The following is an 11,673-nucleotide window of genomic DNA, read 5'->3' on the forward strand; positions in this document are numbered from 1 at the left end:
TCCCGGAAGCCCCGACCTGCCGCATCGCGGCGGGTCGGGGCTTTTTCGCGGGCGGTCCGCTCCCGGCGCGGCGGGGCGGGCGGTCTTGGCACGATGCATGGCATGTGACATATTACTGCCGTGTCCCACTCCCAGAGACTCCTCCCCGACGTCGTGGTGGTCGGCGCCGGTGTCGTCGGCGCCGCCTGCGCGTACTACGCCGCGTCCGCCGGCCTCGCGGTCGCCGTCGTCGACCGCGGCCCGGTCGCGGGCGGAACCACCGGCGCCGGCGAGGGCAACCTGCTGGTCTCCGACAAGGAGCCCGGTCCCGAGCTCGACCTCGCCCTGTACTCCACCCGGCTCTGGCGCGAGATCGCCGAGGAGCTCGGCACCGCCGTCGAGTACGAGCCCAAGGGCGGGCTCGTGGTCGCCTCCACGCCGGCCCGGCAGGACGCGCTGCGCGCCTTCGCCGCCGAGCAGACCGCCGTGGGCGTCACCTCCGAGGAGATCCCCGGCGAGCGGCTGCAGGAGCTGGAACCGCACCTCGCGCCCGGACTGGCCGGCGGGTTCCTGTACCCGCAGGACGCCCAGGTCCAGCCCGCGCTGGCCGCCGCCCACCTGCTGCGGGCCGCCCGGGCGGCCGGCGCCCGGCTGTACACCGGCGAGACCGTCCGGGCGGTGCGCCTGGCGGCCGACGGCACCGTGCGCGGCGTCGAGACCGACCGGCGGCGACTGGACGCGCCCGCGGTGGTCAACGCCGCCGGCACCTGGGGCGGCGAGCTGGCCTCGCTGGCCGGCGTCCACCTCCCGGTGCTGCCCCGGCGCGGCTTCGTGCTGGTGACCGAGCCGCTGCCGCGGATCGTCCGGCGCAAGGTGTACGCCGCCGACTACGTCGCCGACGTGGCCAGCGGATCGGCCGCGCTGCAGACCTCGGCCGTGGTCGAGGGGACCCCGGGCGGGCCGGTACTGATCGGCGCCAGCCGGGAGCGGGTCGGCTTCGACCGGACGCTCTCGGTGGAGGTGCTCCACCGGCTGGCCGTGCAGGCGGCGGCGCTCTTCCCGGTGCTGGCCGGAGTGAGCGTGATGCGCGCCTACCGGGGGTTCCGTCCGTACCTGCCGGACCACCTGCCCGCGATCGGCGCCGATCCGCGGGTGCCCGGGCTCTACCACGCCTGCGGCCACGAGGGCGCGGGCATCGGGCTGGCCCCGGCCACCGGGCTGCTGATCGCCCAGCAGCTCGTCGGCAAGGGACCCGAACTGGACCTCACGCCGTTCCGCGCCGACCGCTTCCCGGTCGCCGGCGGCCCCTCGTGACCTGCGCGGAGCGCTGACCGCAATCCGCACGGTGCCCGCACGCACCGGGACGACGGCGCTCGCGCGCCCCAGGATGAGCTGAACGGAGAACCCCACCCATGCGCCGTACCCCCGCCGACCTGGTCCGGGCCGAACCCGGGCCCGCGCACACCATCGAGTTCGACGGCCGGTCCGTGCCCGCACTGCCCGGGCAGACGATCGCCGCCGCGCTCTGGGCCGACGGCGTGCTCGCCTGGCGCACCACCCGGGTCGGCGGGAAGCCGCGCGGGGCGTTCTGCGGGATCGGCGTCTGCTACGACTGCCTGGCCACCGTCGACGGGCAGCCCAACCGGCGCACCTGCCTGCTGCCGGCCGAGCCCGGCACCACCGTCACCACCCAGGAGGGCCACGGCCGTGCCGACCTCGCCGTCTGAGTCCGCCGGAGCCGCGGGATCCCCCGCGGGCACCGGACCCGCCGAAGCCGCGCGGGCGCCGTACGACCTCGCGGTGATCGGGGCCGGGCCGGCCGGCCTGGCCGCCGCCGTGACCGCCGCTGACCTCGGGCTGCGCTGCGCCCTGCTCGACGCGGGAGAGCGCACCGGTGGCCAGTACTACCGCCACCCCGCGCCCGGTCTCGGCGCCGCCCGGCCGGACCGGCTGCACCACGGCTGGTCCGTCTACACCGGCCTCGCCGACCGGCTCGACGCCCACCGGGCGGCCGGGCGGGTCGAGCTGCTGGCCGGCCACCAGGTCTGGGCGCTGGAGCGGGCGGGGGACCGGGACTGGCGGCTGCACGCCACCACCGGACCCGCCGCCGACGACCGGGCCACCGTGCGGTCCGCGGCCGTGCTGCTCGCGACCGGCGCCTACGAGCGGCAGCTCCCCTTCCCGGGCTGGACGCTGCCCGGAGTGGTCACCGCCGGTGGTGCGCAGGCCATGCTCAAGGCCGGTCTGGTCCTGCCCGGCCGGCGGATCGTGGTGGCCGGCAGCGGTCCGCTGCTGCTCGCCGCGGCGTCCTCGCTCGTCACCGCCGGGGCCGAGGTGCCCGCGGTGGTCGAGGCCACGAACTACCTCGGCTACGCCCGGCGCCCCGGTGTGCTGGCCGCCGTCCCGGCCAAGCTGGTCGAGGGCGCCGGGCACGGTTCCGCACTGCTGCGGCACGGCGTTCGGCTGCGCCGCAGCAGCGCGGTGGTCGAGGCGCACGGCACCGACCGGGTCACCGCCGTCACGGTGGCCCGGCTGGATGCCGAGTGGCGGCCGGTGCCCGGCACGGAGCGGCGGATCGCGTGCGACGCGCTCGCCGTCGGCCACGGGCTGCTGCCGCAGATCGAGCTGGCCACCGAACTGGGGGCGGCGACCCGGACCACCCCCGACGGGACCGCCGCGCTCACGGTCGACGCCCGGCTGCGGACCACCGTGCCCGGCCTCTGGGCGGCCGGCGAGGCCTGCGGCGTCGGCGGCGCCGACCTCGCGATCGCGGAGGGCGAGCTGGCCGCGCACGCGGTGGCGGACCGTCCGGTGCGCACCGCGCTGCTGCGGCGGCGGACCCGGCTGCGGGCCTTCGCCGAGCTGATGGCCGCCTCCCACCGGCCCGGCCCGGGCTGGACCGGCTGGCTGCGGCCGGACACCGACGTCTGCCGCTGCGAGGAGGTGCCGGCCGGTGTCATCCGGGAGGCGGTGGAGGAGCTGGGCGCGGGAGACGCCCGCACCGTGAAGCTGCTGACCAGGGCCGGGATGGGCTGGTGCCAGGGCCGGATGTGCGGTCCGGCGGTGGCCTGCCTCGCCGGTGCCGGTGGTGGCGCCGGTGCCGGTATCGGCGAGGAGGAGGTGCGGCCGGACAGCCGCCCGTTCTCCTGCCCGGTCCCGCTCGGGCAGCTCGCGGCCGAACTGCACGGGGACGGGCCGCAGGGCTCGGACCTGGACTGAACTCGCCGGTCGGGGACTCTTGTCTCCACCGCGCGATCTCTAATAAAATGTCACACCTCACCAAGGAGAAGCTGTGTCCCACACCCCGCACGACACCACCCGCCCCTGGCGCGGCATCATGGTCGCCACCACGATCCCGCTGCGCGAGGACCTCTCCGTCGACTACGACGCCTACGCCGACCACGTCCGCTGGCTGATCGAGTCGGGCTGCGACGGCGTCGTCCCCAACGGCTCGCTCGGCGAGTACCAGACCCTGACCGCCGAGGAGCGCGCCCGGGTCGTCGAGGTCGCCGTCGAGGCCGCCGGTGACGGCTCCCGCGTCATGCCCGGTGTGGCCGCCTACGGCAGCGCCGAGTCCCGCCGCTGGGCCGAGCAGGCCGCCGAGGCCGGCGCCGGCTCCGTCCTCCTGCTGCCGCCCAACGCCTACCGGGCCGACCACGACGCCGTCCGGGCGCACTACGCCGAGGTGGCCAAGGCCGGCGTCCCGATCGTGGCCTACAACAACCCGATCGACACCAAGGTCGACCTCGTCCCCGCGCTGCTCGCGCAGCTGCACGGCGAGGGCTCGATCGTCGCGGTCAAGGAGTTCAGCGGCGACGTCCGCCGGGCCTACGAGATCGCCGAGCTGGCCCCGGGCCTCGACCTCCTGATCGGCGCCGACGACGTGCTGCTGGAGCTGGCCCTCGCGGGTGCGGTCGGCTGGATCGCCGGCTACCCGAACGCGCTGCCCGCGGCGAGCGTCGCGCTCTACCGGGCCGCCGTCGCACGCGACCTGGACACCGCGCTGCCGCTCTACACCTCGCTCCACTCGCTGCTGCGCTGGGACTCCAAGACCGAGTTCGTCCAGGCCATCAAGCTCTCCATGGACATCGCCGGCCGCCCCGGCGGTCCGGTCCGCGCCCCCCGCGGGCCGCTGACCCCGGAGGTCGAGGCGGCCGTCCGTGCGGCCACCGAGAAGGCCCTGGCCGAGGGCCACGCGTAACCGCCGCTCCGAACGTCCGGTGTCCGGGACGGCCGGCTGCGGGGGCAGCCGGCCTCCGGCCCCACCACTCACCCCCACCCCCACGGAGCTCCGCCAGATGCGCACCCGCCACGTCTTCCACGCCGTCGACTCGCACACCGAGGGCATGCCCACCCGGGTCGTCACCGGCGGGTTCGGCGTCATCCCCGGTGCCACCATGGCCGAACGCCGGGTCCACTTCCAGCAGCACCTCGACCACTTCCGCACCCTGCTGATGTACGAGCCGCGCGGCCACGCCGCGATGAGCGGCGCCGTCCTCCAGCCACCGACCCGGCCCGACGCCGACTTCGGGGTGCTCTACATCGAGGTCTCCGGCCTGCTGCCGATGTGCGGGCACGGCACCATCGGCGTCGCCACCGTGCTGGTCGAGACCGGGATGGTGCCGGTGGTCGAGCCGGTCACGACCGTCCGGCTGGACACCCCGGCCGGCCTGGTGATCGCCGACGTCGCGGTCGAGGACGGCGCGGCCACCTCGGTCACCATCCGCAACGTGGCGTCCTACTCCGTGGCGCTGGACCGCACGATCGAGGTGCCCGGGTACGGCACCGTCGGCTACGACCTCGCGTACGGGGGCAACTTCTACGCCATCCTGCCGCTCGCCGAGTTCGGGATCCCCTTCGAACGCGAGCGCAAGCAGGACATCCTGGACGCCGGCCTGGCGCTGATGGAGGCGATCAACGGGAGCCCGGACCGGCCGGTGCACCCGGAGGACCCGTCCATCCACAGCTGCCACCACGTCCAGCTGCTCGCCCCCGGCTCCACCGCCGAGCACTCCCGGCACGCCATGGCCATCCACCCCGGCTGGTTCGACCGCTCGCCCTGCGGCACCGGCACCTCGGCCCGGATGGCGCAGCTGCACGCGCGCGGAGAGCTGCCGCTCGGCCGGGACTTCCGCAACGACTCCTTCATCGGGACGACCTTCACCGGGCGCCTGGTCGAGGAGACCGAGGTGGCCGGACGGCCCGCGGTCGTCCCCACCGTCACCGGGCGGGCCTGGATCACCGGCACCGCCCAGTACTTCCTCGACCCCAGCGACCCGTTCCCGGCCGGCTTCCTGCTCTGAAGCCCGCCGCCTCATCCGCCGACCCCCCTGAAGGGCTTGTTGCCGTGACGATCCGTTCGTACAACCCCGCCGACCCCGCGGACCTCGTCGCCGAGGCGCCCGCCCCCGGTGCCGAGGCCGTCGAGGCCACCGTCGCCCGCGCCCGTGCCGCGCAGCCCGGTTGGGTCGCGGCCGGCGCCGGCGGTCGCTCGGCCGCGCTCACCCGGATCGCCGAGGTGGTCGAGGCGCACGCCGAGGAGCTGGCCGCGCTGATCGTGCGCGAGGTCGGCAAGCCGGCGGCCGAGGCACGTGGCGAGGTGGCCCGCACCGCCGCGATCTGGCGGTACTACGCGCAGGCGCCGTACGCGGCGTCCGGCTCCGTGCACGAGACCGCCGCCGGGCCCGGGCTGCTGCTCACCCGCCGCCGCCCGTACGGCGTGGCCGGGCTGATCACGCCGTGGAACTTCCCGCTGGCGATCCCCACCTGGAAGGCCGCACCGGCGCTGGCCGTCGGCAACACCGTGGTGCTCAAGCCGTCCTCGGAGGCGATCGGCTGCGCGAAGCGCCTCGCCGAGCTGGTCGCCGAGGCCGGGCTGCCGGACGACGTCTTCACCGTGCTGCCCGGCGGCGGGGCCGAGGGCGGGACGCTGGTCGGCGCCGCGGACGTGGTCTCGTTCACCGGCTCCACCGGGGTCGGCAAGCAGGTCGTCCGGACCGCCACCGAGCGGGGCACCCCGGTCCAGGCCGAGCTCGGCGGGCTGAACGCCGCGCTGGTCCTGCCGGACGCCGACTTCGAGCAGGCCGCCGCCCACCTGGCCGCGGCGATCGCCGGGTACGCCGGGCAGAAGTGCACCGCCACCAGCCGGGTGATCGCCGTCGGCGAAGCCTACGAGCCGCTGCGCGCCGCGCTGGTCAAGGCGCTGGCGCAGGTCGACGAGACGGCCTGCGGGCCGGTCATCAACGCCGCCTCGCGCGACCAGATCACCGAGGCCCTCGCCTCCGCCCGGGAGGCCGGCGCCGAGGTGCTGGCCGGCGGCGGCGTCCCGGACCGGGCCGGCTGGTACCTGGACCCGACCCTGGTCGCCGGGGTGCCGGACGGGCACCCGCTGCGGCGCGAGGAGTTCTTCGGCCCGATCGCCGTGCTGCACGCCGCGGCCGACCTGGACGAGGCGGTCGCGCTCGCCAACGACACCCCGTACACGCTGGCCGCCTCGGTGCACACCCGCAGCCTGGACGTCGCGCTCGCCGTCGCCGACCGGCTGGACGCGGGCATGATCCGGGTCAACGCGCCGTCCAGCGGCGTCGACTTCCACCTGCCGTTCGGCGGCGCCAAGGGCGCCAGCCACGGTGCGCGGGAGCAGGGCGAGGCCGCGCTCGACTTCTACACCCAGGGCCGCACGGTCACCCTGCTGCCGGCGGGCGGTGCCTGATGCGGGTCGATCACGTCGACACGGTCGACTACCACACGGCCGGCGAGCCGTTCCGGATCGTGGTCGGTGGCGCCCCGGTCGTCCCCGGGGACACCGTCGCCGAGCGGCGGGCGATCGCGATCGGCGCGGGCGGCACCGCCACCTCGCCCCGGCCCGGCCCGCTGGACGAGGTGCGCCGGCTGCTCACCCGCGAACCGCGCGGGCACGCCGGGATGTACGGCGGGTTCCTGGTGCCGCCGGACGACGACGAGGCCGACCTCGGCGTGCTCTTCTGGCACAAGGACGGCTACTCGACCGCCTGCGGTCACGGCACCATCGCGCTCGGCGCCTGGGCGGTGGACTCCGGGCTCGTCCCGGCGCCGGAGTTCGGCGTCGCCCGGGTGCGGATCGACGTCCCGTCCGGCCGCGTCACCGCGCTGGTCCACCGGAGCGGCGGGCGCACCACCGGGGTGACCTTCCGCAACGTCCCGGCCTGGGTCGGCGACCTCAAGGTCCCGGTCGCGACCTCGCGCGGGACCGTCGAGGTGGCCGTCGCGCACGCCGGGGCCTGCTACGCCTCGGTGCCGGCCGCCGCCCTGGGGCTCTCGGTCAGCCTCGACCGGCTGCCCGAGCTCACCGCGGCCGGGCGGGAGATCCAGGCCGCGCTGGCCGACGAACCCGCGGTCCAGCACCCGGTGGACCGCCGGCTGTCGGGCGTCTACGGCGTCATCCTGTACGACGAACTCCCCTCCGCCGACGGCGGGTTGAACCAGCGGAACGTCACCGTCTTCGCGGACGGGCAGATCGACCGCTCGCCGTGCGGCTCCGGCACCTCGGCCCGGCTCGCCGTGCTCGCCGCCGAAGGCAGGCTCCTGCCCGGGCAGGAGCTGCGGCACGAGTCGATCGTCGGAACGGTCTTCGGCGGCCGGGTCCTGGCCGGCGGCGACCCGTGGGGCGACGGGGTGGTCACCGAGGTGACGGGCCACGCCTACCGCACGGGGGAGCACCGGTTCCTGCTCGACCCCCGGGACGAGCTCGGCGTGGGGTTCCTGCTGTGACGGGCGAGCTCCGGGGCGGCCTCGGGCCGGTCGGCGCGGACGCCCCGCCGCCGCCCGCCGCGCCGGTCGGTGAGGTCGGTCAGGTCGGTGAGGTCGGGCAGGGCGCCGTCGGGCTGACCCCGGCCGAGGCCGTCGCCGCGATCGAGCAGGTGCTCCTCGACGGGCTGGACCCGGAGGCCGGGCCCGCCCGCTCGGCGATGCCGGTGCCGGCCGGCGAACTGCTGCTGATGCCGGCCGCCTCCGCCGCGTACACCGGGGTCAAGATCGCGGGAGTCGCGCCCGCCAACCCGGCGGCCGGGCTGCCCCGGATCACCGGCAGCTACCTGCTGCTCGACGGTCCCACCCTGCAGCCCGTCGCCCTGCTCGACGGCGCCGCGCTCACCGCGCTGCGCACGCCGGCCGTCACCGCGGCCGCGCTGCGCCGGCTGGCCGCGCCGGACGCCGCGCACCTGGTCCTCTTCGGGGCCGGCCCGCAGGCGTACGGGCACCTGGACGCGCTGCTCGGCGTCCTGCCGCTGACCCGGGTGACGGTGGTCGCCCGCAGCGAGCGGCCGGCCGAGGCGCTGGCCCGGTACGCCCGGGCACGCGGCCTGGCCGCGGCCCTCGGCACGCCGGCCGACGTGGCCGACGCCGACGTGGTGGTCTGCTGCACCACGGCGCGCACGCCGCTGTTCGACGGCTCGCTGGTGCCGGACCGCGCGGCGGTGGCGGCGGTCGGCTCGCACGAGGTGGACGCCCGCGAGGTGGACGAGCTCCTGGTCGGCCGGTCCGCGCTGTACGTGGAGGCGCGGTCCGCCGCGCTCCGGGAGGCCGGCGACCTGCTGATGGCGGGCGTCACGGCCGCCGACGAGCTGTGGAACCTGGCCGAGCTGGTGCGCGGCGAGGCGCCGGTGCCGGCGGACCGCCCCCGCTTCTTCAAGAGCGTGGGGATGGCCTGGCAGGACCTTGCCGTGGCGGCGGAGGTGCATCGGCGCGGTCTGCGCTGATCTTCCGCCGGGGTGCCCGGGCCGGCGGCCCGGGGCCCGGAGGTCCGGCACGTCGAGTGCGCCCGGTGCGGCCGGCGCGCTCGGCGTGCCGGGCGTCAAGTCCGTTTCCTCGGACACTGGTTGGTCGTTGGAGGGGTGGGCCGGAGCTGCGGCCGACGTACCGGGAGGGATCCCCGGTCGCGTCGGCCGCTTTCGCGTGTCCGGGCCGGTCGGCGGTGCGGTGCCTCGGCGGTGGGGTGCCCGGGTGTCGGGGGCCGGGGGCGTCCTACCGGTAGGTGGCGATCAGACGGGCCAGGTGGCGGCCGGTGAGGTGGAGCGGGTCCTCGCTGCGGGCCACCTGGGCGGCCAGCTCCGCACCCTCCAGGGTGTTGATGACGGTGGCGGCGAGTTCACGGGCGTCGGTGAGGCCGATCCCGGAGGTGTGCAGCTTCTCCTCGACGATCGCGCGCCAGTGCGCGAACGCCTCGACGACGGCCTCCTCGATGACCGGGGCCCGGCCGACCGTCTCCAGGGCGGTGGTGGTGATGGGGCAGCCGTCCTGCCACCCGGAGTCGCGCAGCGCGTCGGCGAGCAGGCGCGTGCACGCGATGACCGCCTCGGCAGGGTCGGCGGCGCTGTCCAGTCCGGTGCGGAGCAGCTCGGCGAACTCCTGGTCGCCGTGGCGGATCGCCTCGGCGGCCAGCTCCTGCTTGCCGCCGGGGAAGAAGTGGTAGACGGAGCCGAGGGTGGCCTCCGCCTCGCGGGAGATCTGTTTGATGCCGGTGCCCTCGTACCCCTGGCGCTGGAGCAGCCGGGAGGTGGCCCGGACGATCCGCTCGCGGGTGCCGGTGGTGGTCGTCTTCACGACGGCGAGTCTAGCCGGTCGAATAGATAGAGCGTTCGTTCTAGAGGCGTGCTAGCTTCCTCCTGGATAGAGCGTTCGTTCTAGCGAACCCTTCGGAGGGGATTCCCATGTCTGCCGCCCAGCCCGCCCGATACGCCCAGGACGCCGAGGGGGCGGCGAGGTCCGTCACCCTGATCGGTCTCGGCCCGATGGGCCGCGCGATGGCCGCCGCCTACCTGGACGCCGGATACGCCGTCACCGTGTGGAACCGGACCGCGGGCCGGGCCGGGGAGCTGGTCGCCCGGGGCGCCGTCCTCGCGCCGGGGGCGGCCGAGGCGGTGGCCGCCAACGACCTGGTCGTCCTGAGCCTCACCGACTACGACGCGGTGTTCGCCGTGTTGACCGCCGCCGAGTCGGAGCTGCGCGGCAAGGTCGTCGTCAACCTCAGCTCGGACACCCCCGAGCGCGCCCGGGAGGCCGCCCGCTGGCTCGCCGAACGCGGCGCCGCCCACCTGACCGGTGGCGTCCGGGTGCCGCCGTCCGGCATCGGCCGGCCGGAGTCGGACACGTTCTACAGCGGGCCGGTCGAGCCCTTCCGGGAGCACCGGCCCGCCCTGGAGGTGCTCACCGGCGCCGACTACCGGGGCGACGACCCCGGGCTGGCCCAGCTGTACTACCAGATCCAGATGGACCTCTTCTGGACCTCGCTGGCCGGCTACCTGCACGCCACCGCCGTCGCGGAGGCCAACGGCATCTCGGCCGAGGAGTTCCTCCCCTACGCCGCCTCGACGGCCGCCTCGATGCCCGGATTCCTGTCCTTCTACGCGCCCCGGATCACCGCCGGGCACCACGGGGGTGACGTCGACCGGCTCGTCATGGCCGCCGCCAGCCTCGATCACGTCCTGCACACCGTGGAGGCGTCGGGGGTGGACGGCACGCTGCCCCGGCTGCTGGCGGACACCTTCCGGCGCGGCGTCGAGGCCGGGCACGGAGGGTCCAGTGCGACCAGCCTGATCGGGCTGTTCAGGGGGGAGGGCGCGACGGAGGCGGGGGGAGGGGTGGCCGGGGAGTGACGCGGGTCCGGGGCCGCCGACCGTTGCCACCGGTCGGCGGCCCTGCCACGATGGGGTCCGGCGCAAGATCCGACCGCTGACGGGATCTCCGAATCGCGGACTGTTGCACACTCAACGTAACGTGACATTGTACGCTGGTGTTCTGCACCCACCCGGAGGAACACCATGGCCGACCTCAAACCCCGCACCCTGATCTCCGTCCAGGAGCGGCTGCGCGACCAGGTCGCCCACGCGCTCCGCGCCGCCCTGATCTCCGGTGAACTGCGCCCCGGCGTGGTCTACTCCGCGCCCGCGCTCGCCGCCGACTTCGGTGTCTCCGCCACCCCCGTCCGCGAGGCCATGCTGGACCTCGCCCGCGAGGGCCTGGTCGAGGCCGTCCGCAACAAGGGCTTCCGGGTCACCGAGCTGACCGAGCGCGACCTCGACGACTTCACCGAGATCCGCGCTCTGATCGAGGTCCCGACGGTCGGCCGGGTCACCCGCTCCGCCACCGCCGAACAGTTGGAGGCGCTGCGCCCGCAGGCCGAGGCCATCGTCGTCGCGGCCGGCAAGCACGACCTGATCGGCTACCTGGAGGCCGACCGCCAGTTCCACCTCGACCTGCTCGGGCTGGCCGGCAACGCCCGCCTGGTGGAGGTCGTCGGCGACCTGCGCAAGCGCTCCCGCCTCTACGGCCTCAACCGGCTCGCCGAGCGCGGCGAGCTGGTCTCCTCGGCGGAGGAGCACCTGGCGCTGCTCGACCTGATGATCTCCGGAGACGCCGACGCCGCCGAAGCCTGCATGTCCCGCCACCTCAGCCACGTCCGCTCGCTGTGGGCGGAGGGCCAGGAGGAGGCCGCGGAGGAGGCCCGCCCGGCGCTGCGCCTGCGCGCGCGGTAGGGCGCGGTAGGGCGGAGTCACCCGGACGGGTGCGTTCCGGCGTTCCGGCGATCGGGCCGGGGAACGGGCCCGGGTCCTTCGATGACGTTCCCGACATCGCCGGCACGTACGACCCGGCGGTGTTCCGCCTCGTCCTGGAGGTCACGTCGTCGAGCCTGAGTGACGACCTGGAGAAGAAGCCCTC

11 protein-coding genes are annotated in these 11,673 nt (G+C 75.7%); 10 read left to right on the plus strand and 1 reads right to left on the minus strand.

Annotation, left to right across the window (positions count from 1 at the left end; genetic code table 11):
- Nucleotides 1-120 precede the first annotated feature (120 nt).
- The 8 genes from ABZY91_RS13690 to ABZY91_RS13725 all read left to right on the plus strand — a co-directional run bounded on the left by ABZY91_RS13690 (nucleotide 121) and on the right by ABZY91_RS13725 (nucleotide 8,714).
- On the plus strand, nucleotides 121-1,293 hold the full coding sequence (locus ABZY91_RS13690) for an FAD-binding oxidoreductase (RefSeq protein WP_355402194.1): 1,173 nt from the start codon (nucleotides 121-123) through the stop codon (nucleotides 1,291-1,293).
- Between the two features lie 98 nt (nucleotides 1,294-1,391).
- Nucleotides 1,392-1,706, plus strand: coding sequence for a (2Fe-2S)-binding protein (locus ABZY91_RS13695; protein WP_329874983.1), 315 nt, complete (start codon nucleotides 1,392-1,394; stop codon nucleotides 1,704-1,706).
- 73 nt (nucleotides 1,707-1,779) lie between these two features.
- On the plus strand, nucleotides 1,780-3,198 hold the full coding sequence (locus ABZY91_RS13700) for an NAD(P)/FAD-dependent oxidoreductase (protein ID WP_355402250.1): 1,419 nt from the start codon (nucleotides 1,780-1,782) through the stop codon (nucleotides 3,196-3,198).
- A gap of 73 nt (nucleotides 3,199-3,271) precedes the next feature.
- A complete protein-coding gene (locus tag ABZY91_RS13705) occupies nucleotides 3,272-4,180 on the plus strand; it encodes a dihydrodipicolinate synthase family protein (protein ID WP_329874985.1) in 909 nt (302 codons plus the stop codon).
- Nucleotides 4,181-4,277: 97 nt separating this feature from the next.
- The gene (locus tag ABZY91_RS13710) at nucleotides 4,278-5,282 is read left to right on the plus strand and encodes a proline racemase family protein (protein ID WP_329874987.1); all 1,005 of its coding nucleotides are present in this window, start codon (nucleotides 4,278-4,280) and stop codon (nucleotides 5,280-5,282) included.
- A gap of 44 nt (nucleotides 5,283-5,326) precedes the next feature.
- On the plus strand, nucleotides 5,327-6,691 hold the full coding sequence (locus ABZY91_RS13715; protein WP_329874989.1) for an aldehyde dehydrogenase family protein: 1,365 nt from the start codon (nucleotides 5,327-5,329) through the stop codon (nucleotides 6,689-6,691).
- Entirely contained in the window at nucleotides 6,691-7,728 is a 1,038-nt protein-coding gene (locus tag ABZY91_RS13720) for a proline racemase family protein (protein ID WP_329949758.1), read from the plus strand. Before ABZY91_RS13715 ends, ABZY91_RS13720 begins: the two co-directional genes overlap by 1 nt.
- Before the next feature lie 113 nt (nucleotides 7,729-7,841).
- A complete protein-coding gene (locus tag ABZY91_RS13725) occupies nucleotides 7,842-8,714 on the plus strand; it encodes an ornithine cyclodeaminase family protein (RefSeq protein WP_329875044.1) in 873 nt (290 codons plus the stop codon).
- A gap of 265 nt (nucleotides 8,715-8,979) precedes the next feature.
- Here the strand turns inward: ABZY91_RS13725 and ABZY91_RS13730 are convergent, their stop codons facing one another.
- The gene (locus tag ABZY91_RS13730; protein WP_355402198.1) at nucleotides 8,980-9,558 is read right to left on the minus strand and encodes a TetR/AcrR family transcriptional regulator; all 579 of its coding nucleotides are present in this window, start codon (nucleotides 9,556-9,558) and stop codon (nucleotides 8,980-8,982) included.
- Nucleotides 9,559-9,665: 107 nt separating this feature from the next.
- Here ABZY91_RS13730 and ABZY91_RS13735 point away from each other — a divergent pair, with 107 nt between their 5' ends.
- A complete protein-coding gene (locus ABZY91_RS13735) occupies nucleotides 9,666-10,610 on the plus strand; it encodes an NAD(P)-binding domain-containing protein (protein WP_355402200.1) in 945 nt (314 codons plus the stop codon).
- 165 nt (nucleotides 10,611-10,775) lie between these two features.
- A complete protein-coding gene (locus tag ABZY91_RS13740; RefSeq protein ID WP_329874995.1) occupies nucleotides 10,776-11,489 on the plus strand; it encodes a GntR family transcriptional regulator in 714 nt (237 codons plus the stop codon).
- Nucleotides 11,490-11,673: the final 184 nt, after the last annotated feature.

This window comes from Kitasatospora sp. NPDC002965 (assembly GCF_040611255.1).
Taxonomy (GTDB): domain Bacteria; phylum Actinomycetota; class Actinomycetes; order Streptomycetales; family Streptomycetaceae; genus Kitasatospora.

Bases quoted from the DNA above. Each gene is read 5' to 3' on its own strand.
- ABZY91_RS13740 (WP_329874995.1), top strand. From the start codon at position 10,776: ATGGCCGACCTCAAACCCCGCACCCTGATCTCCGTCCAGGAGCGGCTG.
- ABZY91_RS13720 (WP_329949758.1), top strand. From the start codon at position 6,691: ATGCGGGTCGATCACGTCGACACGGTCGACTACCACACGGCCGGCGAG.
- ABZY91_RS13735 (WP_355402200.1), top strand. From the start codon at position 9,666: ATGTCTGCCGCCCAGCCCGCCCGATACGCCCAGGACGCCGAGGGGGCG.
- ABZY91_RS13695 (WP_329874983.1), top strand. From the start codon at position 1,392: ATGCGCCGTACCCCCGCCGACCTGGTCCGGGCCGAACCCGGGCCCGCG.
- ABZY91_RS13710 (WP_329874987.1), top strand. From the start codon at position 4,278: ATGCGCACCCGCCACGTCTTCCACGCCGTCGACTCGCACACCGAGGGC.